The sequence below is a fragment of the Burkholderia aenigmatica genome (assembly GCF_902499175.1).
GTDB classification, from domain to species: Bacteria; Pseudomonadota; Gammaproteobacteria; order Burkholderiales; family Burkholderiaceae; genus Burkholderia; species Burkholderia aenigmatica.
The window spans coordinates 90,022-116,858 of sequence record NZ_CABVQC010000011.1 but is presented as its reverse complement, the minus strand read 5'-3'; the positions used below and the strand labels follow the sequence as shown (position 1 = coordinate 116,858).

At 68.8% G+C, this 26,837-nt stretch carries 25 protein-coding genes; 18 read left to right on the top strand and 7 right to left on the bottom strand.

Features of this window, described 5'->3' with window-relative positions; genetic code table 11:
• The first annotated feature begins 211 nt into the window (after positions 1-211).
• From BDO18943_RS10730 to BDO18943_RS10715, 4 genes are all read left to right on the top strand, one after another.
• Entirely contained in the window at positions 212-1,144 is a 933-nt protein-coding gene (locus tag BDO18943_RS10730; protein ID WP_175022292.1) for a 4-hydroxyproline epimerase, read from the top strand.
• Positions 1,141-2,268, top strand: a complete 1,128-nt coding sequence (locus BDO18943_RS10725) for an NAD(P)/FAD-dependent oxidoreductase (protein ID WP_175022261.1) — start codon at positions 1,141-1,143, stop codon at positions 2,266-2,268. The genes BDO18943_RS10730 and BDO18943_RS10725 overlap by 4 nt, the downstream gene beginning before the upstream one ends.
• A 127-nt stretch (positions 2,269-2,395) precedes the next feature.
• On the top strand, positions 2,396-2,629 hold the full coding sequence (locus tag BDO18943_RS10720) for a 2Fe-2S iron-sulfur cluster-binding protein (protein ID WP_012338331.1): 234 nt from the start codon (positions 2,396-2,398) through the stop codon (positions 2,627-2,629).
• Complete coding sequence (locus BDO18943_RS10715; protein WP_175022260.1) at positions 2,626-3,894, top strand: NAD(P)/FAD-dependent oxidoreductase; 1,269 nt, start codon at positions 2,626-2,628, stop codon at positions 3,892-3,894. The genes BDO18943_RS10720 and BDO18943_RS10715 overlap by 4 nt, the downstream gene beginning before the upstream one ends.
• 64 nt (positions 3,895-3,958) lie before the next feature.
• On the opposite strand, the gene BDO18943_RS10710 is transcribed toward BDO18943_RS10715, so the two are convergent.
• The gene (locus BDO18943_RS10710; protein WP_175022259.1) at positions 3,959-4,903 is read right to left on the bottom strand and encodes a LysR substrate-binding domain-containing protein; all 945 of its coding nucleotides are present in this window, start codon (positions 4,901-4,903) and stop codon (positions 3,959-3,961) included.
• 164 nt (positions 4,904-5,067) lie between these two features.
• Between BDO18943_RS10710 and gtdA the strand changes: the two genes are divergently transcribed.
• The 8 genes from gtdA (at position 5,068) to BDO18943_RS10670 (ending at position 11,540) form a co-directional block, all read left to right on the top strand.
• On the top strand, positions 5,068-6,111 hold the full coding sequence (gtdA, locus tag BDO18943_RS10705) for a gentisate 1,2-dioxygenase (RefSeq protein WP_175022258.1): 1,044 nt from the start codon (positions 5,068-5,070) through the stop codon (positions 6,109-6,111).
• 97 nt (positions 6,112-6,208) lie between these two features.
• A complete protein-coding gene (locus tag BDO18943_RS10700) occupies positions 6,209-6,907 on the top strand; it encodes a fumarylacetoacetate hydrolase family protein (protein ID WP_175022257.1) in 699 nt (232 codons plus the stop codon).
• A 25-nt stretch (positions 6,908-6,932) separates the two neighbouring features.
• Positions 6,933-7,574: a maleylacetoacetate isomerase gene (maiA, locus tag BDO18943_RS10695; protein ID WP_175022256.1), complete on the top strand. Its 642-nt coding sequence runs from the start codon at positions 6,933-6,935 to the stop codon at positions 7,572-7,574.
• Positions 7,575-7,593: 19 nt separating this feature from the next.
• Positions 7,594-8,802 (top strand): 3-hydroxybenzoate 6-monooxygenase, encoded by a 1,209-nt coding sequence (locus BDO18943_RS10690; protein WP_175022255.1) that lies wholly within the window; start codon positions 7,594-7,596, stop codon positions 8,800-8,802.
• Positions 8,803-8,881: 79 nt separating this feature from the next.
• On the top strand, positions 8,882-10,243 hold the full coding sequence (locus BDO18943_RS10685) for an MFS transporter (RefSeq protein ID WP_175022254.1): 1,362 nt from the start codon (positions 8,882-8,884) through the stop codon (positions 10,241-10,243).
• Positions 10,244-10,341: 98 nt separating this feature from the next.
• Positions 10,342-10,692, top strand: coding sequence for an ArsR/SmtB family transcription factor (locus BDO18943_RS10680; protein WP_089453189.1), 351 nt, complete (start codon positions 10,342-10,344; stop codon positions 10,690-10,692).
• Positions 10,682-11,116 carry a YeeE/YedE family protein gene (locus BDO18943_RS10675; protein ID WP_175022253.1) on the top strand — a complete coding sequence of 145 codons (435 nt, stop codon included), beginning with the start codon at positions 10,682-10,684 and terminating at the stop codon, positions 11,114-11,116. Before BDO18943_RS10680 ends, BDO18943_RS10675 begins: the two co-directional genes overlap by 11 nt.
• A 1-nt stretch (position 11,117) precedes the next feature.
• The gene (locus BDO18943_RS10670; protein ID WP_175022252.1) at positions 11,118-11,540 is read left to right on the top strand and encodes a DUF6691 family protein; all 423 of its coding nucleotides are present in this window, start codon (positions 11,118-11,120) and stop codon (positions 11,538-11,540) included.
• A gap of 152 nt (positions 11,541-11,692) precedes the next feature.
• Here BDO18943_RS10670 and BDO18943_RS10665 read toward each other — a convergent pair whose 3' ends face one another.
• On the bottom strand, positions 11,693-12,043 hold the full coding sequence (locus BDO18943_RS10665) for a hypothetical protein (protein ID WP_175022251.1): 351 nt from the start codon (positions 12,041-12,043) through the stop codon (positions 11,693-11,695).
• 203 nt (positions 12,044-12,246) lie between these two features.
• On the opposite strand from BDO18943_RS10665, the gene BDO18943_RS10660 reads away from it, so the two are divergent.
• Positions 12,247-13,731: an aminotransferase-like domain-containing protein gene (locus BDO18943_RS10660; RefSeq protein ID WP_175022250.1), complete on the top strand. Its 1,485-nt coding sequence runs from the start codon at positions 12,247-12,249 to the stop codon at positions 13,729-13,731.
• Positions 13,732-13,812: 81 nt separating this feature from the next.
• Here BDO18943_RS10660 and BDO18943_RS10655 read toward each other — a convergent pair whose 3' ends face one another.
• The 3 genes from BDO18943_RS10655 to BDO18943_RS10645 form a co-directional block, all read right to left on the bottom strand.
• Positions 13,813-14,088, bottom strand: coding sequence for a hypothetical protein (locus BDO18943_RS10655; RefSeq protein ID WP_011355479.1), 276 nt, complete (start codon positions 14,086-14,088; stop codon positions 13,813-13,815).
• A 97-nt stretch (positions 14,089-14,185) separates the two neighbouring features.
• Complete coding sequence (locus BDO18943_RS10650; RefSeq protein WP_175022249.1) at positions 14,186-15,580, bottom strand: cytochrome-c peroxidase; 1,395 nt, start codon at positions 15,578-15,580, stop codon at positions 14,186-14,188.
• A complete protein-coding gene (locus tag BDO18943_RS10645; protein WP_175022248.1) occupies positions 15,577-17,040 on the bottom strand; it encodes a metallophosphoesterase family protein in 1,464 nt (487 codons plus the stop codon). Before BDO18943_RS10645 ends, BDO18943_RS10650 begins: the two co-directional genes overlap by 4 nt.
• Before the next feature lie 194 nt (positions 17,041-17,234).
• Here BDO18943_RS10645 and BDO18943_RS10640 point away from each other — a divergent pair, with 194 nt between their 5' ends.
• Positions 17,235-18,083: a class I SAM-dependent methyltransferase gene (locus tag BDO18943_RS10640; RefSeq protein ID WP_175022247.1), complete on the top strand. Its 849-nt coding sequence runs from the start codon at positions 17,235-17,237 to the stop codon at positions 18,081-18,083.
• Positions 18,084-18,193: 110 nt separating this feature from the next.
• Here the strand turns inward: BDO18943_RS10640 and BDO18943_RS10635 are convergent, their stop codons facing one another.
• Entirely contained in the window at positions 18,194-18,505 is a 312-nt protein-coding gene (locus tag BDO18943_RS10635; RefSeq protein ID WP_043183372.1) for a hypothetical protein, read from the bottom strand.
• 52 nt (positions 18,506-18,557) lie between these two features.
• Positions 18,558-20,579 carry a BCCT family transporter gene (locus BDO18943_RS10630; RefSeq protein ID WP_175022246.1) on the bottom strand — a complete coding sequence of 674 codons (2,022 nt, stop codon included), beginning with the start codon at positions 20,577-20,579 and terminating at the stop codon, positions 18,558-18,560.
• Positions 20,580-21,204: 625 nt separating this feature from the next.
• Between BDO18943_RS10630 and BDO18943_RS10625 the strand changes: the two genes are divergently transcribed.
• From BDO18943_RS10625 to gsiB, 4 genes are all read left to right on the top strand, one after another.
• Positions 21,205-22,149, top strand: coding sequence for a MurR/RpiR family transcriptional regulator (locus tag BDO18943_RS10625; RefSeq protein ID WP_089453179.1), 945 nt, complete (start codon positions 21,205-21,207; stop codon positions 22,147-22,149).
• The gene (locus BDO18943_RS10620; RefSeq protein WP_175022245.1) at positions 22,146-23,147 is read left to right on the top strand and encodes an isoaspartyl peptidase/L-asparaginase family protein; all 1,002 of its coding nucleotides are present in this window, start codon (positions 22,146-22,148) and stop codon (positions 23,145-23,147) included. The genes BDO18943_RS10625 and BDO18943_RS10620 overlap by 4 nt, the downstream gene beginning before the upstream one ends.
• Positions 23,148-23,176: 29 nt before the next feature.
• Positions 23,177-25,078, top strand: coding sequence for a dipeptide ABC transporter ATP-binding protein (locus BDO18943_RS10615; protein ID WP_175022244.1), 1,902 nt, complete (start codon positions 23,177-23,179; stop codon positions 25,076-25,078).
• 127 nt (positions 25,079-25,205) lie between these two features.
• Positions 25,206-26,768: a glutathione ABC transporter substrate-binding protein GsiB gene (gsiB, locus tag BDO18943_RS10610; RefSeq protein ID WP_043183382.1), complete on the top strand. Its 1,563-nt coding sequence runs from the start codon at positions 25,206-25,208 to the stop codon at positions 26,766-26,768.
• The last annotated feature ends 69 nt before the right edge of the window (positions 26,769-26,837 follow it).

Below are 26,837 nucleotides of genomic sequence, written 5' to 3'. Positions count from 1 at the left end.
GTCGGTGTGCAACCAGTATCGCCGCGCAAATGCCCATCACGCTTGAGTCGTATCGCGGAGCAAAATGACGAAATCGGCACAGCGGCCGGACGGCGCGGGAAGGGCGCTTCGCACTATGCCGATTTCGTCGTCGTCCTCATCGAAAAGCCACAAGCGGACGGACGCGCGACGGAGGAAGCTATGCTCCTTTCCCCACTTCGGACGGCTCATGATGAAGCGCATCCAGATCATCGATTCGCACACGGGCGGCGAACCCACTCGGCTCGTCGTGTCCGGTTTCCCCGCGCTCGGCAGCGGCACGATGGCCGAGCGCCGCGACGTGCTCGCGCGCGAGCACGACCGCTACCGCGCCGCATGCATTCTCGAACCGCGCGGCAGCGATGTGCTGGTCGGCGCGCTGCTGTGCGAACCCGTGTCGCCCGACGCGGCGGCCGGCGTGATCTTCTTCAACAATAGCGGCTATCTCGGGATGTGCGGACACGGCACGATCGGCGTAGTGCGCACGCTGCACCATATGGGGCGCATCGCGCCCGGCATGCACCGGATCGAAACGCCCGTCGGCACCGTCGAGGCGACGCTGCACGACGACCTGTCGGTCAGCGTGCGCAACGTGCCCGCGTATCGCCATGCGAAGGGCGTCGCGCTCGACGTGCCGGGTTACGGCCCCGTGAAGGGCGACATCGCGTGGGGCGGCAACTGGTTCTTCCTGATCAGCGACCACGGGCAGCGCGTCGCCGGCGACAACGTCGTGGCGCTCACCACGTATGCGTCGGCCGTGCGCGAAGGGCTCGAACGCGCGGGCATCACCGGCGCGAACGGCGGCGAGATCGACCATATCGAGCTGTTCGCCGACGATCCCGAACACGATAGCCGCAGCTTCGTGCTGTGCCCGGGCCTCGCGTACGACCGTTCGCCGTGCGGCACCGGCACGAGTGCGAAGCTCGCGTGCCTCGCGGCCGACGGCAAGCTCGCGCCGGGCGCTGTATGGCGGCAGGCGAGCGTGATCGGCAGCGTGTTCCACGCGAGCTACGAGCAGGTCGAAGGCGGTATCGTGCCGACGATCCGCGGCAGCGCGCACCTGAGCGCGGAAGCGACGCTGCTGATCGAGGAGGACGATCCGTTTGGCTGGGGCATTGCGCCGTGAGCGATGCGAAGACGGATGTCGTCGTGATCGGCGCCGGTATCGTCGGCGCGGCGTGCGCGCACGAACTCGCGCAGCGCGGGCTGAGCGTGCTCGTCGTCGACGACGCGAGCGGCGGTGCAACCGGCGCGGGCATGGGGCACCTCGTCGCGATGGACGACAACGCGGCCGAACTCGCGCTCAGCCATTACTCGATCGAACTGTGGCGCGCGTTGAGCGGCGAGATGCCCGACGGATGCGCGTACCGCAACTGCGGCACGCTGTGGCTCGCGACCGATGCGCACGAAATGGATCTGGCGCGCGCGAAGCAGGCGACGCTCGCCGCGCATGGTGTGGCGGGTGAACTGATCGACGCGGCGACGCTCGCGCAACTGGAGCCGATGCTGCGCCCGGGCCTTGGCGGGGCGTTGAAGATTCCCGGCGACGCGATCCTCTATGCGCCCGTCACCGCGAACTGGCTGCTGAAGCGCGCGCCGCGCATCACGTTGCGGCGCGACAGGGCCGTCGCGGTCGATGGCCCGAGCGTGACGCTCGCGAGCGGCGACACGCTGCGCGCGGAGCGGGTGCTCGTCGCGAACGGCGTTGCCGCGCGCTTGCTGCTCCCCGAGCTGCCGCTGCGCCCGAAAAAGGGCCATCTGCTGATTACCGACCGCTATCCGGGCCAGGTGTCGCACCAGCTCGTCGAGCTGGGCTATGCGGCGAGCGCACACGCGAGCGACGGCACGTCGGTTGCGTTCAACGTGCAGCCGCGGCCGACCGGCCAGTTGCTGATCGGTTCGTCGCGCCAGTTCGACACCGAGGACGCGCAAGTCGAGCCGCCCGTGCTGGCGCGCATGCTGCGCCGAGCGGTGGGCTATCTGCCCGACCTGGCCGACCTGAACGGCATCCGCTCATGGACGGGGTTCCGTTCCGCGAGCCCCGACGGGCTGCCGCTGCTCGGCGAGCATCCGGCGCGGCCGGGTGTGTGGCTCGCGGTCGGGCATGAAGGGCTCGGCGTGACGACCGCGCCGGGCAGCGCGCGGCTCGTCGCTGCGCTGATGGCCGGCGAACGGCCGCCCATCGATATCGAACCGTATTGGCCGGGACGCTTCCTGAGCGCGTCCCTCGTAGCTGGAGCGCTGACATGAAACGACCCCCTCGCTCACTTCGTACGCTGTCGACCGGAGTTGGCGCTTCAGGGCTTACTCCGGTCCCATGCACGGTGCCCCCCGCGGGGGCAGTCAGCCTCCTTGGGGCGGCCCGGCGGAGGCTGACATGATCATTCATCTGGACGGTCGCGCACTGACGGTGGCCGACGGCGCGACCGTCGCGGCCGCCGTCGCGGCGAGCGGCGACGACACGACGCGCGTGTCGTGCACGGGTGCGGCGCGTGCGCCGTTTTGCGGGATGGGCATCTGCCAGGAGTGCAGGATGACGATCGACGGACGCCGCCGGCTGGCTTGCCAGACGCTGTGCCGCGACGGAATGCAGGTGGAGCGCACCCGATGAAACAGGAACGACTGAGCGTCGACGTCGCGATCGTCGGCGCCGGCCCGGCCGGGCTGTCGGCTGCACGGGCCGCCGCGCGAAGCGGTGCGACGGTTGCGATCGTCGACGACAACCCGCGCGCGGGTGGGCAGATCTGGCGGCAAGGCGCAGCGGCGACGCCGGCGCCGGCGGCCGCCGAGCGGCTCGCCGTATTGCGGCAGCCGAACGTCACGCATCTCGCGGCAACGCGCATCGTCGCCGAAACGCAGCCGGGCACGCTGCTGCTCGAAGACGACGAGCGCGGGCTGCTGCTCGATTTCCGGACGCTGATTCTCTGCTGCGGCGCACGCGAGCTGCTGCTGCCGTTTCCGGGCTGGACGTTGCCGGGTGTCACCGGTGCGGGCGGCTTGCAGGCGCTGATCAAGTATGGCCTCGACGTGCGCGGGCAGCGCACGGTGATCGCGGGCAGCGGGCCGCTGCTGCTGGCGAGCGCCGCGACGGCCCGTCAGGCCGGCGCGCGCGTGTCGCATGTGCTCGAACAGGCCGCATGGGGCAGCGTTGCCGGTTTCGGGGCGGGGCTGTGGCGCTGGCCGTCGAAGCTCGCGCAGGCGGCGAAGCTCGTCACGGCCGCTTATCGGCCGGATGCGCACGTCGTCGAAGCGTTCGGCGACAAGCGGCTCGAACGCGTGCGGATTCGTCAGGGCGATCGCGAGTTCGACGTCGATTGCGACCGGCTCGCGTGCGGCTTCGGCCTCGTGCCGAATACCGCGCTGCCGAGCCATCTCGGCTGCCGGATCGACAATGGCGCGGTGGCGGTCGATGCGCATCAGCGCACGAGCCGCGACGGGGTTTTCGCGGCTGGTGAGTGTACGGGCGTCGGCGGCAGCGAACTGGCGATGGTCGAAGGCGAAATCGCCGGCTTGGCGGCGACCGGGCAGACGGCGCCGTTGGCTGCGCTGGTGACGCAGCGAGCACACTGGCAGGCGTTTGCCGATGCCGTGCGCGAGCGCTTTGCGATCCGCGAGCCGATCCGCCGGCTTGCGCGGCCCGATACGCTGCTGTGTCGCTGCGAAGACGTGCGTTTCGATGCGGTCGCGCAAGCACCGGGCTGGACGGCGGCGAAACTGCAGTCCCGTTGCGGGATGGGCGCGTGTCAGGGCCGCGTGTGCGGCGCGGCCGCGCAGGCACTGTTCGGCTGGACCCCGCCGGTGCCGCGCACGCCGCTCGTGCCCGCGCGGGTCGGCACGCTGATGCTGGACGGCACGGCATCCTGCGACGGCGCGTGATGTGACGCTTCGCGTCGTCGCGGTAACGCGGCAACGCGGCCCGGGTGACGCCGGGCCGCGCCATTCATTCCACCTTCACTTTCTCCCACCCACCGACCTGCGGCGCCGCGCAGGCGCGCAGGCACTCGATTGTCGCGGCCACGGCCGCGCGATTCGCACTATCGGGGTGCCAGTACATCGACACCGCGCCCTGGCCTTCGAGCTGCATCGGCAGGATCCGGATCGCGTTCAATTGCGCGAAGCGCTGCGCGGCACGATGCGACGCCACACCGAGCAGGTCGGTGTTGTTCAGCAGCGTGAGGTTGAGGATCGACGAATTCGATTCGACGCAGTGCGGCGGCCGCACGCGGCCGGCGGCCGTCAGCGCGGCCTCCAGCGCGTTGTGCACCGGCGTGCCCGACGGCCACACGATCCACGAATAGGCGAGCACGTCGTCCCAGCCGACCGACGCCGCGCCGGTGAGCGCATGGCCGGGCCGTGCGACGAACACGACCGGATCGACATACAGCGCTTCGGCGTGAAGCAGCGGATCGACGGATGTCGACCCCGAACGGCCCACGACGATATCCAGTTCGCTGCGCGCGAGCTGCGGCATCAGCTGGTTCATCGTGCTTTCGGTCATCCGAACCTGTGCGCGCGGCATGCGTTTCAGCAGTTGCGATACCGCGAGCGGCACCGTATCGGCCGCCGCGACGCCCGACGTGCCGATCGTCACGAGACCGCTGCCGCCTTCCCGCAGCGCGGCCATGTCGTCGCGCGCGACGTCGAGCTGCGCCTCGACGCGGCGCGCATGCTCGATCAGCGCTTCGCCGTAGGGCGTCGGCCGCAGGCCGCGCGCATGCCGCTCGAACAGCGGCAGCCCGACATCCTCTTCCAGTTCCTTCAGCCATTTCGACAGCGCGGGCTGCGTGGTCGCGAGCGCCACCGCCGACTGGCTCAGATTGCCGGTGCCGGCAAGGCTCAACAGTACCTGCAGATGCCGCAGTCGCAGCCGGTGGGTCCAGTCCATCGCATGCCTCGTCGCGAGTAGGTATATCCGAAAGTATATGGATCAGATGATTTGACCATTTTACCGGGTATGTCTGGGTCGAATATAACTCTGCTAATGGACTGCAGCATGGTCCCCGCCCCGACATAGCGCCGACGCCGATCGGCCGACTCCAAGGAGACATCATGACGACCCATCCGGACGCGTCGCGCGCCGCCTACTACGCACGGATCGCCGAGCAGCGCCTGGCGCCGCTGTGGGAATCGCTGCACAACCTCGTGCCGAAATCCCCGCAGCCGGCCGCGCAGGCCGCGATCTGGAAGTACGCGCAGGTGCGTGACCTCGTGATGCAGGCCGGCAGCGTGATCAGCGCGGAGGAGGCCGTGCGCCGCGTGCTGGTGCTGGAGAACCCGGGGCTGCCCGGCAAGTCGAGCATGACGCCGACCCTGTACGCGGGGCTGCAGCTGATCCTGCCGGGCGAGATCGCGCCGAGCCACCGGCATACGCAGTCGGCGCTGCGTTTCATCGTCGAAGGGCGCGGCGCATGGACGGCCGTGAACGGCGAACGCACGACGATGCATCCGGGCGACTTCATCATCACGCCGTCGTGGGCGTGGCACGACCACGGCAACCCGTCGGAGGAAGCGGGCGGCGAACCGGTCGTATGGCTCGACGGGCTCGACATTCCGCTGCTCGCAAACCTCGACGCGGGCTTCGCGGAGAACTACCCGGAAGCCGTGCAGCCGATCAGCCGCCCGGAAGGCGACAGCTTTGCGCGCTTCGGTCACAACATGGTGCCGGTGCGGCATCGCGCAAGCGATCCGACGTCGCCGATCTTCAGCTATCCGTATGCGCGCACCCGCGAGGCGCTCGACGCGCTGTACCGGAACGGCGAGCTCGACGCGTGGGACGGCGTGAAGCTGCGCTATGTGAACCCCGCGACGGGCGGCTGGCCGATGCCGACGATCGCCACCTTCATGCAGTTCCTGCCCGCCGGTTTCGACGGCCGCACGTATCGCAGCACCGACGCGACGATCTACTGCGTCGTCGAAGGCAGCGGCACCGCGCACATCGGCGGCAACGCATTCGAATTCGAGCCGCACGACATCTTCGTCGCGCCGTCGTGGGCGCCCGTGCGGCTGTCGGCGTCGTCCGACAGCGTGCTGTTCAGCTACTCCGACCGGCCCGTGCTGTCTGCGCTGAACCTGCTGCGCGAAGCGCGCGACTGACGCCGGTCGGTTTCGACGATTCGTTTCCCGATTCCTGTTTCCTGTGCGTCGCTGCGGCGGCGCGCTCCCTTCATTCGTATTTACGCTGGAGCCATTCATGACTTTCGTTTTCCCGCCCGAAGCGCCCGTGGCGCTCCCCGTTGCCGGCAGCGATGCGCAGTTCGCGGTTCGCCGCGTCTATTGCGTCGGCCGCAACTACGCGGCCCATGCGCGCGAAATGGGCTTCGATCCCGATCGCGAGCCGCCGTTCTTCTTCTGCAAGCCGGCCGATTCGATCGTGCCGGTCGCATACGACGAAACGCTCGATCTCGCGTACCCGTCGCAGACGCAGAACTATCACTACGAAGCCGAACTCGTCGCGGTGATCGGCGAGGGCGGTTCCGACATTCCGCTCGAGCGCGCGCTCGAACACGTGTGGGGCTACGCAGTCGGCCTCGACATGACGCGCCGCGACCTGCAGATGAAGATGCGCGAAATGGGCCGGCCGTGGGAAATCGGCAAGGCGTTCGACCGCTCGGCACCGATCGGGCCCGTGCATCCGGCAAGCGACGTCGGTCATTTCGAGCAGGGCGGCCTGTGGCTGACCGTCAACGGCGCGACGAAGCAGAAGAGCGACGTGTCGCACCTGATCTGGTCGGTCGCGGAAACGGTGGCCGACCTGTCGAAGTTCTTCCGCCTGGAACCGGGCGACGTGATCTTCACCGGCACGCCCGAAGGCGTCGGCGCGGTGGTTGCGGGCGACGTGATGAAGGTCGGCGTCGAACGGCTCGGCGAACTGACCGTGCGCGTGGTTTGACGCATCCTCCTCGAAAGGCGACATCGTGCAACTGCATAGCTTCTTCAACAGTTCGACGTCCTACCGGGTGCGCATCGCGCTCGCGCTGAAAGGGCTGCCGTACGACACGCTGCCGGTGAACATCCGCACCGGCGAGCATCGCGACGCGGCCTACGTCGCGGACGTGAACCCGTCGGCGGCGGTGCCGGCGCTGGTCGATGGGGATTTCCGGCTCGGGCAGTCGCTCGCGATCCTCGATTACCTCGACCAGTTGCATCCGGAACCCCGGCTGATTCCGCTGGAACGGCAGCACCGCGCCCGCGTGCTGGAGCTCGCGACGCTGATCGCTTGCGACATCCATCCGCTCAACAACCTGCGCGTGCTGCGCTATCTCGACACCGAACTGAAGGTCACGCCGCAGCAGAAGACCGCGTGGTACCGGCACTGGATCGCGGATGGGATGGCCGGCGTGGAGCGGCTGCTCGCCCGCGCGGTTACGGGCCCGTGGTGCTTCGGCGACACGCCGACGCTGGCCGACGTGTGCCTCGTGCCGCAGGTCGCGAACGCGTTGCGGATGGATTGCGACTTGAGCGCGTATCCGCGCAGCCTCGCGGTGTTCGAGCACGCGCGGCGCGAGCCGGCTTTCGAGGCCGCACAGCCGCGGCGGCAACCGGATTACGTCGCGTAACACGAAGCAGGAGACAGACATGGGCGAGACACAACACAACGGCCGGCGCGTGCTGGTGATCGGCGGCGGCATCGGCGGGCTCGCGACGGCGCTCGCGCTCGCGCGCCAGGGCATTCGCGTGAAGCTGCTCGAACAGGCGGATCAGATTGGCGAGATCGGCGCGGGGATCCAGCTCGCGGCCAACGCGTTCAACGCGCTCGACGCGCTGGGTGTCGGCGAGGCCGCGCGTAGCCGCGCCGTGTTCACCGACTGGCTGCAACTGATGGACGCGATCGATGCACGCGAGGTCGCGCACATCGATACGGGCGCCGCGTACCGCGAGCGCTTCGGCAATCCGTATGCGGTGATTCATCGCGCGGACATTCACCTGTCGATCTACGAGGCGGTCAAGGATCACCCGCTGATCGAATTCCGGACGAGCACGCAGGTGTGCGGCTTCGAGCAGGACGGCAACGGCGTGACCGTGACCGACCAGCACGGCGAACGTTATCGCGCCGATGCCGTGATCGGCTGCGACGGCGTGAAATCCGCGATCCGTCATGCACTGATCGGCGACGCGCATCGTGTGACGGGCCACGTCGTGTATCGCGCGGTGGTCGACGTCGACAACATGCCGAAGGATCTGCAGATCAACGCGCCGGTCGTGTGGGCCGGCCCGCATTGCCATCTCGTCCACTATCCGCTGCGCGGCGGGCGGCAGTACAACCTCGTCGTCACGTTCCACAGCCGCGAACAGGAAACCTGGGGCGTGCGCGAAGGGAGCAAGGAAGAAGTGCTGTCGTACTTCGACGGCGTTCATCCGCTGCCGAAGCAGATGCTCGACCGGCCGACGTCGTGGAAGCGCTGGGCGACCGCCGATCGCGATCCGGTCGAACGCTGGAGCGCGGGCCGCGCGACGGTGCTCGGCGACGCCGCGCATCCGATGACGCAATACATCGCGCAGGGCGCGTGCCAGGCGCTCGAGGACGCAGTGACGCTCGGCGCGGCCGTTGCCCGGACCGAGGGGGATTTTGAAGCTGCGTTCGCTCTGTACGAGCGTGTGCGGATTCCGCGCACCGCACGCGTGCTGTATTCGGCACGCGAGATGGGGCGGATCTATCACGCGAAGGGCGTCGAGCGGCAGGTGCGCAACGGGCTCTGGGTCGGCCGCACGCAGGCGCAGTTCTACGACGCGCTCGACTGGCTGCACGGGTGGCGCGCGGAGGATTGCCTGAAGTCCGTGGCGTAACGCGGCACGGTCAGCCCGATTCCAGCGGCGCGCATTCGACGATACGACGCGCGACCGCCTTCCTGGAGGAGACACCATCATGGCCGATACGCTGTCCATCGACGTCAGCGAATGGATCGACCGGCATCGCGTTGCGCCGTTTCAGGCCGCGATCGTCGCCCTGTGCTTTCTGATCGTCGCGATCGACGGTTTCGACACCGCGTCGATCGGTTTCATTGCCCCCGTCATCCGCGCGGAATGGGGCCTGTCGCCCGCGCAGCTCGCACCGGTGTTCGGCGCGGGGCTCGCCGGGCTGATGGCCGGCGCGCTCGTGTTCGGGCCGTTCGGCGACCGGTTCGGCCGCAAGCGCCTGCTGCTCGCGTGCGTGGCGTGCTTCGGCATCGCGAGCGCCGCGTCGGCGAGCGCGGGCGGCCTGACCGAGCTGATCGCGTGGCGCTTCGTGACCGGGCTCGGCCTCGGCGGCGCGATGCCCAATGCGATCACGCTGACATCCGAATATTGCCCGGCCCGGCGCCGCTCGGTGCTGGTGACGACGATGTTCTGCGGCTTCACGATCGGTTCCGCGCTCGGCGGGCTCGCGGCCGCATCGCTGATCGAGCACCACGGCTGGCGTGCGGTGCTCGTGGTCGGCGGCGCCGCGCCGTTGCTGCTGCTGCCGGTGCTTGCGTGGCGGTTGCCGGAATCGGTGCGCTATCTCGTCAACACAGGCGCGGCGCGCGAACGGATCGCGGCGATGCTCGGTCGTATCGCGCCGGATCCGCATCTTGCAAGCGCGTCGTTCAGCGCGCCCGCCGGCAAGCCGGCCGGGTCGCCGCTCGGCCGGCTGTTCGGCGCCGACCTGCTGCGCGGCACGCTGCTGCTGTGGCTCACGTTCTTCATGAGCCTGCTCGTGATCTACCTGTTGTCGAGCTGGCTGCCGACGCTGCTGCGCACGACCGGCGCGACGCTGCAGACGGCCGCTCGCGTGACCGCGATGTTCCAGGTCGGCGGCACGTTCGGCGCGATCGTCCTCGGCGGGCTGATGGACCGTTTCGACCCGCATCGCGTACTGGCGTGCAGCTATGCGGCGGCCGGCGTATTCGTTGCCTCGATCGGCATGTTTGCCGCGTCGCCGTGGGGCGCCGCGCTCGCCGTGTTCGCGGCCGGTTTCTGCGTGTCGGGTTCGCAGGTTGGCGCGAACGCGCTGTCCGCCGCGTTCTATCCGACTGAGTGCCGCACCACCGGCGTGAGCTGGGCGAACGGGATCGGCCGCGGCGGCTCGGTCGTCGGATCGATGGCGGGCGGCGCGATGCTGGCGATGGGCGTGCCGTTGTCGACTGCGTTTGCCGTCGTCGCGGCGCCGTGCGTGATCGCGGGGATTGCGGTGCTGGCGCTCGGCGTCGTGCGTGCCGATGCGGCGCGCATACATGCTGCAAAGACGATGGCAGGCGAGCAGGCCTGAGCGAAGGGGGCGGCGCAAGGCCACCCGCCGGCAAACTGCGGGAAGCATCATTATATAAATTAATATAATATTGATGCTTTAATTGTCTCCTTGCGCCGATGAACGACGATCTTTCCGCCGGGTTGCCGGAACCCGACCAGATGCGCGCGGCTGCCGAATCGGCCTGCGCGCTGCTCAAGGTGCTGTCGAATCCCGACCGGCTGCTGCTGCTCTGTGAACTGTCCCAGGGCGAGCGCTGCGTGAGCGATCTCGAGACCTCGCTGGACATCCGCCAGCCGACGCTGTCGCAGCAGCTGGGCGTGTTGCGGGACAACGCGCTGGTTCGCACGCGCCGTGACGGCAAGAACATCCACTATTCGCTCGACAGCCCGGCCGCGATCGCGGTGATGGGCGTGCTGTACGAGCAGTTCTGCGGCCCGGCCGCGAAGGGGCGGCGCGATGCAGCTTGATGCGCTTCATTTCACGCCGTGGCTGTCGCTGGCCGGCGGCGTGCTGATCGGGCTCGCGGCCGCGTGGCTCGTCGCGTTCAACGGCCGGATTGCCGGTATCAGCGGCATCGTCGGCGGTCTGCTCACGGCACGTGCGGGCGAGCGCGACTGGCGCGCCGCGTTCGTCGCCGGGCTGATCGCCGCACCGCTCGTGATGTACGTCGCCGGGAACCGCCTGACACCGCAGATCGATGCCGGCTGGGTCGAATTGGTGGCAGCCGGGCTGCTGGTCGGCGTCGGCACGCGGTACGCGGGCGGTTGCACGAGCGGCCACGGCGTGTGCGGGATGTCGCGCGGTGCGCTGCGTTCGGTGGTCGCGACGGCGGTCTTCATGGTCGCAGGCTTCGTGACCGTCTTCGTGCGACAGCACGTGCTGGGAGGCTGACATGCAGGCAGGATTCGCGTTTCTGGCGGGGCTGCTGTTCGGCGTAGGCCTCATCGTGTCGGGCATGGCCAATCCGCAGAAGGTGCTCGGCTTTCTTGACCTGGCGGGCCGCTGGGATCCGTCGCTCGCGTTCGTGATGGCCGGCGCGACGGGCGTGGCCGTGTTCGCGTTCGCATGGGCGAAGCGCCGGACGCGGTCGTGGCTCGGCTTGCCGATGCAGTTGCCGGCCCTGCGGGCGATCACCGTGCGCCTGGTTGCCGGAAGTGCCGTGTTCGGTATCGGCTGGGGGATCGCCGGGTTCTGCCCGGGGCCCGCGATCGTGTCGATCGGCTTCGGGTCGGCGAAGGGGATCGTATTCGTCGTCGCGATGCTGGCAGGGATGGGTGTATTCGAGTGGGGCGAGCGTCGCAGGCGCGTGCGGTGACGTCGTGACCGCTGCGTGCCAGGCGGGCGGCGGCGATTGATCAGGTCGAGGCGGTCGATCCGCATCCGCACGGCCGAACCGGATCGCGCCCGATCTCCGCCGGATGAGGCGGCGGCAGCCTGACGCTTTCCGTGACGCGTCGAATCGCCATGTCAGGAGGGCTCGCTCACGCGATGGCCGCCGCGTATCCGTCCGGACAACCGGCGCAGCGCCGCACGCCATGCCGCGAGCACGCCGGGCCGTTCGTCCGGCTCCACGACCGTCGTGCTGACCGCGCCCGTGCCGCCGGCCGACAGCGCCACGTGGCCGGCCGTCTCGAGCGTCAGGCATTCGCCTTCGTCGAGCAAGCGGCGAATGTGCTGCGGCGCGTCAGGCAGCCAGTCGAGCCCACCGTGACGCAGCGTGACCGCGAGCGCGCCGTCCAGCACGATCACCTGGCTGCCCTTGTCGAACCACGCAAAGTGGCTTTGCCCGGCGTCGAGCCGGATGTGATGCGTTTGCATGGCGATTCCCTTTCCCGGTTGCGCGGCCTCGCGACGGCGAGGCGACAGCGTGCAGTCAGGTTAGGGAAACGGGCACCGGCACGACAGATTCAGGGGGCGGGAATCTGTTGCGGTGCAGACGACGATTTTGCACCGCTGTATCGGTGGGTTTCCCCGGAATCTGTATCTGGCGTGCGATCGGCCGCGCGGGCACGATCGCCTGCATGACGCCTTTCGCCGAATCATCCCGCCCACCTTTGCCGATGGACGGCGAGCCGCTTTACGAACGGCTCGCCGAGCATTACCGCCGCATCATCGCGGCCGGCACGCTGTCGCCCGGCGACCGGATGCCGTCGGTGCGCGCGTTCATGGCACAGCACGGCGTGAGCCTGTCGACCGCGATCCAGTCGTTCCGGCGGCTCGAGGATACGGGCTGGTGCGAGGCGAAGCCGCGCTCCGGCTACTTCGTGCGGCGCCGCGCGGCGGTCGCACTCGAAACCCTGCCGGAAAGCGACGGGCCGCCGCTAAGCGTCGAGCCGCCGTTCGCGGGCCTGCACGAACGTGTGTCGCGCGTGATCGATCGCGCAAATGCGGCGCCCGATGCACTGAATCTCGGCGGTGCGTCCGCGCTGGCCACGCTGTATCCGGCCGAGCGCCTGCAGGCGCTTGCGATCCGGCTGTTGCGGCGCAAGCCTACGTTGTTGACCGATGCGGGGCCCGTTGGCGGTTCGCCCGAATTCCGGCAGACGATGGCCAAGCGCGCGCTGTCTTACGGCGTGACGGTGACGCCGGACGACGTGATGTCGACGAGCGGCGGCGTCGATGCCGTGAATCTCGCGTTGCGCGCGGTGGCGCGCCCCGGCGACACGATCGCGATCGAATCGCCGGCGTTCTTCGGCTTGATCCAGTTGCTCGAAAGCCTCGGCTTGCGCGCGCTCGAAATTCCGGCCAGCCCGACGACCGGCCTGTCGATCGAGGCGCTCGAAGTGGCGCTGACCGCATATCCGGACATTCGGGCCGTGGTCGTCGTGCCGAACCTGCAGAACCCGCTCGGCTGCGTAATGCCCGACGAGCGCAAGGCCGCGCTCGTCTCGCTTTGTTCGCGCCACGGCGTGGCCGTGATCGAGGACGAGCCTTATCGCGAGCTCGTCGAGGCGCCGCAGGCGGTCAAGCCGGTGAAGGCGTGGGATCGCGACGGCACGGTGATTTACTGCCCGTCGTTCAACAAGGTGCTGGCGCCCGGGATGCGGCTGGGCTGGATAAGCGCGGGGCGCTGGCACGCACGCGTGAAAATGCTGAAGTTCGCGCACAGCCGGCACAACGCCGCGTTGCTGCAGGCCGTTGCGGCCGAATTCGTCGGCTCGGGCGCGTTCGATCGCCATCTGCACCGGTTTCGCGAACAGTTGCGCGTGCAGCGCGACGTGACGATCGACGCGATTGCACGGCATTTCCCGTCCGGAACGCGGATGAACCAGCCGCCGGGCGGGATGCTGCTGTGGATCGCGTTGCCGGACGGCGTGCGCTCCGAGGCGTTGTTCGACGCCGCGCTGGCGCAAGGGGTCAGAATCGCGCCCGGTTCGATCTTCTCGAATTCCGACCGCTTCGACGGCTATATCCGGCTCGCGTGCACGCGCGTGTCCGATGCGGCGCACGAAGCGGCATTCGAAACGCTCGGCCGCCTCGTACGGGAAGCCATCGCGGCCACGTAAGCGCGGTGGCGGCTGGCCAGGCTTGCGAATTCGCAAGCCCCCCGGCTTTCCGAGCCACCGACGAGGCGAGTCGCCGCCATTTCATCGGCTGGCCGAGTGCGTGGCGAGGTGCTGGCGGATCAGCGACAGGTAACGATCGCCGACCGAGAAATCGCGCGCGGCGCGGGGCCGTTCGGCCTGCCGCAGCGTAGCCGGTGCGCTCATGCCCAGATAGCGGCAAACGGCCGATGGAAACGGCTTGCGCGTATGCCCGAGCTGGCGAGCCGCGCGCTCGACGCGGGCATCGCCGACCTGGGCGCGGAGCCATGCCAGCACTTGGCGATCGGCTTCGTTGACGATACGGACCAGATGTTCCATCGCGCACCTCACTGTTCATAAATACAGTACTGTAAATATAACCAGTGTTCGCGGCGGCCGCAAGCGGGTGCGCGTGGGGCTGGCCGTTCGGCCAGTGTCAGCGAGCCGGCGCGGCGGCTCGCGTGATCCGGGCAGCCGGGGCAGCAGGCGCCACGGGAGCAGCAACCTTCGTATAACGCGCATCGGTCAGCGTGCCGAGAAACGCGACGATATCGTCGATTTCCGCGTCGGTCAGCGCGGGCGGCGTACCGGGCCGGCGGTTCATCGGCGTCGAGTTGACGTTGATGTTGCCGCGGTAGGCGGCCGGCACGTCGTCGAACGTTCTGGCCCCGTGATACCAGAAGCCCGGGTCGGTCGAGCGCGTGTTGTAGAAAGCAACCGCATCGCGCAGCGTCGTGAACACGCCGTTGTGCATGAAGGTCTGCTTGATTGCGACGTTGCGCAGCCCCGGCGTGCGCAGGTAGCCGCACCATTGCGTCGGCTCGGGCCAGCGCAGCCGCCGCGCCGTGTCGCACAGCCCGTTGTCGAAATGGCGCGGATCGCGGTTCGCCGGCAGCGCGCGGTTGCGCGGTACCGCGATCGCGTCGTAGCCGAAATCGGTGAACAGCGAACGCTCCGGGCGGCTCGACGTTTCCGACAGCGTGTGGCAGCTCATGCAGTTGCCCTTGTCGGGATTCCGGAACAGCGCGAGGCCACGCATCTCGGCCGGCGCGAGCGGCTTGCGCGTGCGTAGGAACACGTCGAAGCGGGACGTGAACGGCGCCATCTCGTCGCTCTGCAGATAGGCCTCGACGGCCAGGCCCAGCGCGCGCACCAGTTGCTCGGGATCGCGCCGCACCGGCGCGCCGAAGCGCGCGGCGAGATCGGGCGCGAGGTCGGTCGCATCGACCTTGCGCAGCAGTGCGGCCGGCGACCGGTTGTTCATCTCGTTCGGATCGAACAGCGGCCCGCGGATCTGCTCGGCGAGCGTATCCGCGCGGCCGTCGCTGAACAGCCCGCCGAACGGCGACGGCGCGGGTGCGTCGTCGTCCTGGTAGAAGTGGCGGCGCGGCACGTAGCGCACATAGAGCAGCGACGGCGCGTTGCGCTGGCTGAAGTGCCCGCGTCGGCTGCCTTCCGGCACGCCGGGCCCCGCGAGCGACGCGGCCGACAGCGTCGGCGCGAACGCGCGGCCCGGGTCGTGGCAGCCCGCGCACGACATGCCGCGCGGCTCGGATAACCGCGGATCGAAGAAGATCCGGCGGCCGAGTGCGACGAGCGTTGGGTCGGGCGCAAAGCGCGCGGTCGCCGCATCGATCTTGCCCGTCACCTGCGGCGTGCCGTTGCCGATCGTGTCGACGACCCGCGATGGCGGTGCGCCGGGAAGCAGGACCGTATCGGCCGGCGCTGCGTGAGCTGCGAGCGCCAGGCCGGCGAGCATGGCCGCGGCCAGCGCGCGCAGCGTTTGCCGGCCGCGTGCCTGGCGGCCGTCACATCGAACTGCTTCACTCACGGCGCAATGAACCCCGTCTTGTCGCAAGCGAGCGTCGTACCCGACTGGTTGCACGACGCGAGCAGCTTGCCGGCTGCCGAATACGCGTGGAATACCCAGCCGGTCGCCGGGGCGGGGCGGCGTTCCATGATCAGGAAACCGAAGCTGTTGTTGTGCGACAGCCGCTCGATCACGGCACCCGGTGCGGGCGTCAGGCCGGCCGGGAACGGGTCGGGCAGCGCGACGTCGAGATTGTCGCCGCCATTGCCGGACACGATCGTCGCCGGATGCCCGGACGAGAAGTTGATCGCCTGGAAGTCGTGCACGTGCCCGTGCAGCGCGACGTGCACGCCGGGCGGGTAGTACGCCTGCGCGTTGAGGCTCGACATCACCGACTGCAGCGCGAGGTTGCCCGGCGCGGGCGTGCTGCCGGCGATCGGCGCGAACGCGAGGATCGGATGATGGTTCGTGAAGATCGTCGTCGTCATGCCGGCCTTCGACGCGAGCGCGGCGACCGTCTGGAACTGCTTCTGGTAGATGCCGAATTGCGCATCGGTCGTCTTGAGCGGCGTGCGGCCGACCTTCGCGGTGTCGAACACGATCACCTGCGAGCCGCCGCCGAGCGACACCGCATAGGGTTCCGAATAGTTCGCGTTGTTGTCGTTGGCCGGATCGTCGCACGAGCGCGCGGCCGAATACGGACGCGGATCGAGGAAGCGGAACCAGCCCTGGCCCGCCCGCGCGCATTCCTCGTGGTTGCCGCGCACGACGACCCACGGCGCCTTCGCGAGCAGCGGGGCGGCCGGGCGGAACAGGTCGGCCTGCCACGTATCCCAGCCATAGCCCCACGGGCTGTCCTTGCAGCCGGCGATGTCCGGCGGGCATGCGTTTTCGCGATAGTGGTAGTCGCCGATGTGCATCACCAGATCGGGCGACAGCTTCGCGACGCTGGCCGCGATCGTGTCGAGCGGCCACACCGTCGCGTCGTTGCACGCTTGCCACGCGTTGTCGGCTTTCTTCATGCGGCAGCCGGTGTCGGCGATGATCGCGATGCGTTGCGGCTGCGCCTTCGGCAGCGGCAGCGTGCGGCCCGCGACGCTCGCCGCCTGCGCGTCGGCCGGCAGCGTCGCCTCGCAGACCGACACCGGAAAGCTCGACGGCTTCGAATCGGACGGGTCGCTGGCGGTCGGCCGCAGGGCGATGGTCGCGGCGCCCGCGCGCAGGGACATGCGCGACAGCTTGCCGTCGACGGTCAGTTGCGGGCACAGCGGATCGCTGGCCGACGCGGGCGTGTAGTTCGTGATGACGCGCGCGATCGCCTGGTTCGACTCGCCGATCTCGACCCATGCGGCCTGGACGTTGGCCGACGCGCTCGCCGGATCGTCCGGCGAATCGATGTGGTTCGAGCACGCGGACAGCGCGGCGAGGGCAACAAGGGGAGCGCAGCGCACGAGCAGGGCGCGCGGGAGGAGTCGTCGCATGGGAGGCACCGTAGGAAAGTCGTCAACGATACGCAGCGCGAATGTAAGAAATGTGAACAAAACGGCGCGCGACGAGGGGGCTTGGACGCGGGCCGGGCGTCGGCATGGCGGCGGCGGATCGCGGCCTTGACCTCAAGCCGGCTTGAGGCAGCACAGTGCGATGCACGATCAATGAACCAGAAGGGGAATCGACCATGGAAACCAGCCGGCCCAACGACGAACAATCCGCGCTGTGGAACGGCCCGTCGGGGCGCGCGTGGGTCGATACGCAGGCGCCGATCGACCGGATGTTCGAACCGCTGGAGAAGTTGCTGGTGGATGCGGCGGCCACGTCGTCCGCGCGCAGCGTGCTCGACGTCGGCTGCGGCACGGGCGCGGTCACGCTCGCGCTCGCGCGGCGGCTCGGTGCGAACGCGCAATGCACGGGCATCGATATCTCGGCACGGATGATCGATGCCGCGCAGGCGCGTGCCGAGCGCAGCGGCGTTCACGTCCGCTTCGTGCGCGCGGATGTGCAGACGCACGCGTTCGAGCCCGCGAGCGTCGACCTGATCGTGTCGCGCCTCGGCGTGATGTTTTTCGACGATCCGGTTCGTGCTTTTGCGAATCTGCGGCATGCGGCGCGGCCGAAGGCGCAGATGCGGTTCGTCGCGTGGCGCGGCGCGGCCGACAATCCGTTCATGACGATCGCCGAGCGGGCCGCCGCGCCGTTGCTGCCGAACCTGCCCGCACGGCGGCCCGGCGCGCCGGGGCAATTCGCGTTCGGCGACCGGCAGCGGATCGCGTCGGTGCTGTCGGACAGCGGCTGGGCCGACATTGCGATCGAGCCGGTCGATCTGGCGTGCGCGCTGCCCGCGGCCGCGCTGGACGACTACATCACGCGGCTGGGCCCGGTCGGGCTGGCGTTGCTGGAGGTGGACGAGGCGACGCGGCGGCGCGTGGTCGACACGATGCGTGCCGCGTTCGAACCCTACGCAGATGGTGCGGATGTGCGCTTCGACGCGGCATGCTGGCTCGTGACGGCGCGCGCACCGTCCGCGTAACGCCGTGCGGTAAAAAGGCGGATCACGGAAGGGGCGGCCGATTCGCCCCGCGTATTGCCGTTCGCGCGGGACGAAGCCGGGACGAAGCCGGGGCGTGTGACGTACGCGCGTCAGCGTCGCCGCGCGCGCAGCATCAGCCACGCGCAACCGCCGGCGACCAAAGCGAGGCCGAGCAGGACGGCCTCGACGCCGAGCGCAAACCCGGGCGGCATATCCCCGGTGTCCGGCATCGGCGACAGGTTGATGCCCATCGCGATGGCGCCGCCGGCGAGCAGCGCCGCGCAGACGACCCAGTAGACCTTGCCGCGCGGCGCCGCGGCCCGGATCCGCCAAAGCGCGATGCCTGCGCCGCCGAGGTAGAGCAGGGCGAGCGTGCCGAGCGCGATGACGTCGGAGGCGCGGCTTTGCAGGAGGCTGGTCATCGTGCGTCTCCGGCAGGCGTGGCAGACCGCCACAGCACAGCAAAGGCGGAGTTCATTCGGCCTCCGTCGCGTGTCCCGGCGCGCGGCTCAGCAGATGCGTGCGCTTGTCGGCCGCGAGCGACACGTAGCGTTCGTACTGGCGCAACACGTCGGCAATCACTTCGTCGCCACGCAGGTATTCGACGTCGTAACCGAGCCGGCCGTCCTCGAAGAAGGTAACGATCCCGTACACGTGTGCCCGTTCCGCTTCCGGCTCGGCCGCCTCGCGCACCAGGAACGCGGCCGCTGATTTCACCGTCACGCGCACGCCGTACACGAAATCGCGATGGTCGGCGGTCGGTACCGTGAGCCGCATCGCGTCGTCGCTGTCGCGCTGCACGTTCGCATCGACGCCGCTCGAGCGCAGTTCGTCGGCGACTTTGCGCAGTGCAGGCTCGACCGTCTCCGTGATGAACTGGCGCGCTTCGGCTTCGGTCGTCTGCCGCAGGATGTGGGTCAGGCGGTGGCGCCAGTGCTGGCCGGTCCAGAAGCTCGTCGCGGGCGCAACGTCCTGCGAATAGTGCACGCGGTCGGCCGCGAGCCCGCGCCACAGCCCGTAACAGAGCGCGATCATGATGATCGCGACCGGCAGCGCGGCGATCAGCGTCATCGCCTGCAACGCGCCGAGCCCGCCGGCGACGAGCAGCACCGCGGCCGTCACGCCGAGCAGCGCGGCCCAGAACAGCCGTTGCCAGACGGGCGAGTGCGCGTTGCCGCGCGTCGCGATCTGGTCGATCACGAACGCGCCCGAATCGGCGGACGTGACGAAGAACACCGCGATCAGCACGATCGCGACGATCGACAGCAGTTGCGGCATCGGCAGGAAATCGAAGAAGCGGAACAGCAGTGCGTCGACATTGGTGGCCGTCTGCGCGAGCGCGCCGGCCGCGCCGTGCGTATCGAGCCAGATCGCGCTGTTGCCGAACACGGTCATCCACACGAGATTGAACGCGGTCGGCACGAGCAGCACGCCGATCACGAACTGACGGATCGTGCGGCCACGCGAGATGCGTGCGATGAACATGCCGACGAACGGCGACCACGACACCCACCACGCCCAGTAGAGGATCGTCCAGCCGCCGAACCAGCCTTCCTCGCGCGGCGGCGCATACGCGTACGTGCGGAACGACAGGTCGACGAGGCTCGACAGGTACTGGCCGATGTTGTCGCCGAGCGCGCGCAACAGGAAGGCCGTCGGGCCCGCAACGACCACGAAGGCGAGCAGCAGGAACGCGAGCAGCAGGTTCAGCTCGGACAGCCGCCGCACGCCCTTGTCGAGGCCGGTCGCGGCCGATACGCCCGCGAGGATCACGACGACCGCGACGAGCCCGATGCGGAACACGTTGCTGCCGGTGTCCCAGCCGGCGACGGTATGCAGGCCCGCGCTCAGCTGCATCACGCCGTAGCCGAGCGTCGTCGCGATGCCGGCGACCGTGCCGACCAGCGCGAACGCGTCGACCGTGTGGCCGATCCAGCCGTTGATGCGCTCGCGCAGCACCGGATACAGCCCCGATCGCAGCGTCAGCGGCAGGTTGTAGCGGAAGCCGAAGTACGCGAGCACGAGCCCCATCAGCCCGTAGATCGCCCACGCGTGGAAGCCCCAGTGGAAGAAGGTCATCAGCATCGCCTCGCGCGCGGCGGCGGGCGTGCCGGGGTCGACGGTCGGCGGTTTCAGGAAGTGCTGCATCGGCTCGCCGACGCCGAAGTACATGAGGCCGATGCCCATGCCGGCCGCGAACAGCATGGCTGTCCACGACACGAAGCTGAATTCGGGTTGGGCATCGTCGGGGCCGAGCCGGATGTTGCCGAAGTCGCTCGCGGCGATCAGCACGAGAAATACGAGGAAGCCGGTGACGGCGAGCACGTAGAACCAGTCGAAACGCGCGATGACCCATTGCTGGCCGGCGGAGAACAGCGCGCCGGCTTCGCTCGGGTGCAGCGCGCACACGACGAGCAGCGCGCCGATGACCGCGAGCGCGGGCAGGACGACCTGTGGCTTGAATGTCGTGCGGGGCGAGGGACGGGAGTCTGGCATGGCAGGCATCCAGTTGTGGGCGCAACGAGGCGCGACGCCGCCCGGCGCGCGCGTCGCGCGTCGGACCCTGATACGGCGTGCGTCGAGTGTACCGCGGTGTCAGGACTGCAAGAAGGGGGCATGCAGAAGGGAAAACCTGACGAATTGTAAGGTATCGATGCGATCGAGAAAACCCGCGCGGCTCGCGCCGCGAGCAGACGAGGCGCTTGAAAAGCCGCGGCGGCCGTATATCGGGCGCCCGGACAGCACGCGCGGCATGCGCGAACGGCGCGTCGCCCGGGGCGGCGGCAGCGCGCCGAAGGCGCCGCCGCGATGGATCGGAAGGTGACGGCGATCCCGGCCATGCCGACGAACTGGCCATGCGTCGCCGATGGCGCGAGCTGCTGCGAATCGCCGACGGGGCATTCGAACGAATCTGCTCGGGGTTTTCCCGATAGGCGAGGACGTGCAGTACACATGACGACGCACGGCGACCACGTGCCAAAGCCCGTGCGGCAGGGCTGTGCGAGCGATCGGGCGATCGCCGGGCACAGGATGGGGCGTGACAACCCTGATGAAAATTTATTTCTTTTCATGATCAGGATTGTGTAAATTGATTTTCATCATCCTTGCAACAACCCTTCGCATGACGCCTCTCGTTCCGCACGACGCCAGTCAAGATGAACCCGCGATCGCCGAGCGGATCGCGTCGGCGATGCCGTTGATGACGCCGATCCACCGACGCATGGGCGAGTTCGTGCTCGCGAATCCGTTCCGCGCGGCGACGATGCGTATCGACGAACTCGCGCAGGCCGTGAATGCGTCGATCGCGACCGCGAACCGTTTCGCGAAGGCGCTCGGTTTCGACGGCTATCCGGCGATGCGCGCGGCGCTCGTGCGTGGCTTCGAGGCGACGCTCGGGCCGGTCGAGCGGCTGCGTTCCGCGCAGGAACAGGAGTCCGGCGTGCGTGGCGCCGCATGGATCGACGCGGTCTTCGACCAGGCCGTCGCGAACATCGAGAACACGCGCGCGCAACTGGACGCGGCCGATGTCGAAACCGCGGTCGAGGCGATCGTCGGCGCGCGGCGCGTGCTGATCCTCGGCGCGGGGTCGAGCGCGTTTCTCACCGGGCTGATGGAGCACGGGCTGTCCGTCTGTCACGACAACGTGCAGTCGCTTGCGCTGCTCGGCGGCCCGTCGCATGCGGCGCGGCGTTTGTACACGGCCGATTCGCGCGATCTCGTGATCGCGCTCGCGTTTCCGCGCTACGTGACGGACACGATCGAGCTGGCCCGCCGGGCGGCGGCGCGCGGTGCACGCGTGCTGGGTATCTCCGACGGCCCGCAATCGCCGCTTGCGCCGATCGCATCGCTGAACCTGTACGTCAAGGCCGAACGGCGCTTCGCGGCCACGTCGGAAGCGGCCGTGCTCGCGATGATCGAGGCGCTGATCGACGCGGTCGCGCTGCGCACGCACCGCTCCGCGAAATCCGCCGCCGAGATGACCGAATTTCTGCTGCCGTGGCTCGTGCAGCCGCAAGCGGCGCTGCCGGCCGCCAACCCTTCTTCTCACCGTCCGAAAAAAACATGACTTCACCCGCGATCGTTGCGATTCACGGCGGCGCAGGCACGATCCTGCGCGATGCGATGGATTCCGACACCGAACGTCAGTACCGTGCCGAACTGACCGCGATCCTGACGGCCGCGCAGCAGGTGCTGGCCGACGGCGGCAGCGCGCTCGACGCCGTCACTGTCGCGGTGCGGATGCTGGAGGACTGTCCGCTGTTCAACGCCGGACGCGGCGCCGTCTATACAGCGGAAGGCAAGCACGAACTCGACGCGGCGGTCATGGATGGCGCGACGCTCGGCGCTGGTGCGATCTGCTGCGCGACGCGCGTGCGCAATCCGGTGCTGGCCGCGCGGCGCGTGATGGAAGCGAGCGAGCACGTGCTGTTCGCCGGTGAGGGCGCCGATGCGTTCGCGGCCGCGCAGGGGCTCGAACTCGCGGAACCGGGCTACTTCGACACCGACGCGCGTCGCGCGCAGTGGGTCAAGGCGCGCGCAGCGGCGGGTGCGATGCTCGACCACGACGCGGCGACGTTCACCTTCGGCGCATCACCATCGCAGCCGCAGCCGGCCGAACCGCTCGATCCGGACCGCAAGCACGGCACGGTCGGCGCGGTCGCGTGCGACCGGCACGGCCACATCGCGGCGGCGACATCGACGGGCGGCATCACCAACAAGCAGCCGGGGCGTGTCGGCGATTCGCCGATCATCGGCGCGGGCTGCTATGCGGACGACGCAACGTGCGCGGTGTCGTCGACGGGCACCGGCGAGATGTTCATCCGGCTCGCGACCGCGCATGACGTCGCCGCGCAGATCGCGTATCGCGGCGCGTCGCTCGCCGACGCCGCGCACGACGTCGTGATGAACAAGCTGCCGCGCCTCGCGGGCCGCGGCGGGATCATCGCGGTCGACGCGCAGGGCAACGTCGCGATGCCGTTCAACACCGAAGGGATGTACCGCGGCTACGCGCGTGTCGGCGAAGCGCCGGTGGTCGGCATCTATCGCGACGACGACACGGCCTGATCCCGGACCGCACGAGGAGGAGACCCACGATGACTTCGAGCCGTAACCCGTCCGGCCTGGTGCTGCCCGAGCAGCGCGTGGTGGCCGTCGACGACCTGTCGGTCACGTTCCGCCGGGAAGGCGCGACGTTCGACGCGGTGCGCAACGTGTCGTTTCACGTCGATCGCGGCGAGACGCTCGCGATCGTCGGCGAATCGGGCTCGGGCAAGTCGGTCACGTCGCTCTCGCTGATGCGGCTCGTCGAGCACGGCGGCGGCGCGATCACGAATGGCCGGATCGCATTCCGCCGGCGCGGCGGCGCGCTCGTCGATCTTGCGCAGGCAAGCGGCGCGACGATGCGCGGCATTCGCGGCGCGGACATCGCGATGATCTTCCAGGAGCCGATGACGTCGCTGAACCCGGTGTTCACGGTCGGCGACCAGATCAGCGAGGCGATCGCGCTGCATCAGTCGAAAAGCATGTCGGAAGCGCGCGCGGAAACGCTGCGGCTGCTCGAGCTCGTGCGCATCCCGGAGGCGCGTCGCGTGTTCGCGCGCTATCCGCACCAGTTGTCTGGCGGGATGCGGCAGCGCGTGATGATCGCGATGGCGCTGTCGTGCCGGCCCGCGCTGCTGATTGCCGACGAGCCGACCACCGCGCTCGACGTGACGATCCAGGCGCAGATCCTGCAACTCGTGCGCGGGCTGCAGGACGAGATGAACATGGGCGTGATCTTCATCACGCACGACATGGGCGTGGTGGCCGAAGTGGCCGACCGCGTGCTCGTGATGTATCGCGGCGAGAAGGTCGAGGAGGGCGAATCGGATCGCATCTTCGCGGCGCCCGCGCATCGCTACACGCGCGCGCTGCTCGCGGCCGTGCCGAAGCTCGGCTCGATGCAGGGCACCGATGCGCCCGAGAAATTCCCGCTGCTGAAGGTGGAGGGGACAAACGCGGAAGCACCGTCGCCCGCACCCGCGGCGAACGACGCTACGCAACCGCCCGTCGATCAGTCTGCGTCGCCGATCCTGCGCGTGCGCGATCTCGTGACGCGCTTCCCGGTGAAGAGCGGCGTATTCGGCCGCGTATCGCAGTACGTGCATGCGGTCGAGCGCGTGAGCTTCGAATTGCGCGCGGGCGAGACACTCGCGCTGGTCGGCGAATCGGGCTGCGGCAAGTCGACCACCGGCCGCTCGCTGTTGCGCCTCGTCGAATCGCAGAGCGGCTCGATCGAGTTCGACGGCCGCGACATCAGTGCGCTGAAAGGCCCGGACCTGCAGGCGCTGCGCCGGAACATCCAGTTCATCTTCCAGGATCCGTTCGCGTCGCTGAACCCGCGCCTGACCGTCGGCTTCTCGATCATGGAGCCGCTGCTCGTGCACGGCGTCGCGAGCGGCCGCGAAGCGCAGGCGCGCGTCGACTGGCTGCTCGACAAGGTCGGCCTGCCGCCCGAGGCCGCGCGTCGCTATCCGCATGAATTCTCGGGCGGGCAGCGCCAGCGGATCGCGATCGCGCGTGCGCTCGCGCTGAACCCGAAGGTCGTGATCGCCGACGAATCGGTGTCGGCGCTCGACGTGTCGGTGCAGGCGCAGATCGTCAACCTGATGCTCGACCTGCAGCGCGAGCTCGGTGTCGCATACCTGTTCATCTCGCACGACATGGCCGTGGTCGAGCGCATCAGCCATCGCGTCGCGGTGATGTATCTCGGCCAGATCGTCGAGATCGGCCCGCGCCGCGCGGTGTTCGAGGCGCCGCAGCATCCCTACACGAAGAAGCTGATGAGCGCGGTGCCGGTGGCCGACCCCGCGCGCCGGCATGCGCCGCGCCAGCTCGCGGCGGACGAGATCCCGAGCCCGATTCGCGCGGCCGGCGACGAACCGGTCGTCGCACCGCTCGTCGCGGTCGGCCCCGATCATTACGTCGCGACGCACCGCGTCGGCGGCGCGTATTGAACGCGCGGAGGCGGCGATGGATCGCAGTTGCGCACGTGCGAGGCAGAGACGGTTTTTTCCCGAGCGGGGGCAGTCGTTCCGCGTATCCAACCACACGTTACCGAATCATGCACAGGAGTCAGGTCACATGAGCAAGTCGCTTTCATTTCCGATGTTCCGCTCGCGCGCGCTGTTCGCCACCGCCGCGAGCGCGTTCGCGCTGTCGGCCGCGGTGCCCGCGTTCGCGCAGCAGACCGCGGTGATGGCAGTGGATTCGACCTTCACGACGATGGACCCGTACGACGCGAACGACACGGTGTCGCAGGCCGTCGTCAAGTCGTTCTACCAGGGGCTGTTCGGCTTCGACAAGGACATGAAGCTCGTCAACGTGCTGGCGACGAGCTACGACGCGAGCCCGGATGCGAAGACCTACACGATCAAGCTGCGCCAGGGCGTGAAGTTCCACGACGGCACCGATTTCAACGCGGCGGCCGTGAAGGCGAACTTCGACCGCGTGACCGATCCCGCGAACCACCTGAAGCGCTACAACATGTTCCGCGTGATCGAGAAGACCGAAGTGGTCGATCCGTACACGGTGAAGATCACGCTGCGCGAGCCGTTCTCGGCGCTGATCAACACGCTCGCGCACCCGTCGGCCGTGATGATCTCGCCGGCCGCGCTGAAGAAGTGGGGCCGCGACATCGCGCTGCATCCGGTCGGCACCGGCCCGTTCGAGTTCGTCGAATGGAAGCAGACCGACGACCTGAAGGTGAAGAAGTTCGCCGGCTACTGGAAGAAGGGCTATCCGAAGATCGACGCGATCGACTGGAAGCCGGTGGTCGACAACAACACGCGTGCGGCGCTGATCAAGACGGGCGAAGCCGATTTCGCGTTCCGCATCCCGTTCGAGCAGGCGGCCGACCTGAAGGGCAACCCGAAGGTCGACGTCGTGGAGCGGCCGTCGATCGTGCAGCGCTACGTGTCGCTGAACATGCAGCAGAAGCCGCTCGACAACCCGAAGGTACGCCAGGCGCTGAACTACGCGGTGAACAAGGAAGCGCTCGCGAAGGTCGCGTTTGCCGGCTTCGCGACGCCGTCCACCGGCGTGGTGCCGCAGGGTGTCGACTACGCGACGAAGCTGGGCCCGTGGCCGTACGACCCGGCGAAGGCGCGCGCGCTGCTGAAGGAGGCCGGTTATCCGAACGGCTTCGAGACGACACTGTGGTCCGCGTATAACAACTCGACGTCGCAGAAGGCGATCCAGTTCGTGCAGCAGCAGCTCGCGCAGGTCGGCGTGAAGGTGCAGGTGCAGGCGCTGGAAGCCGGCGAGCGCGTCGCGAAGGTCGAGAGCGCGCCGGATCCGGCGAAGGCGCCGGTGCGGATGTACTACCTCGGCTGGTCGTCGTCGACCGGCGAGGCGAACTGGGCGATCACGCCGCTGCTCGCCGGCACGTCGGCGCCGCCGAAGCTCCTGAACACCGCGTACTACAAGAACGACACGGTCGATGGCGATCTCTCGAAGGCACTGGAGACGGTCGACCGCGCGAAGAAGACCGAGCTCTACACCGATGCGCAGAAGCAGATCTGGACCGATGCGCCGTGGATCTTCCTCGTGCAGGAGAAGATCGTGTACGCGCGCAGCAAGCGGCTGCAGGGTGCTTACGTGATGCCGGACGGTTCGTTCAACTTCGACGAAATCTCGCTGAAATGACAGTGGTGATGACGGCGGCTCGTCCGCCACGCGGTGCCGGCGGCGCCAGCCGCCGGCATGCTGATTCGA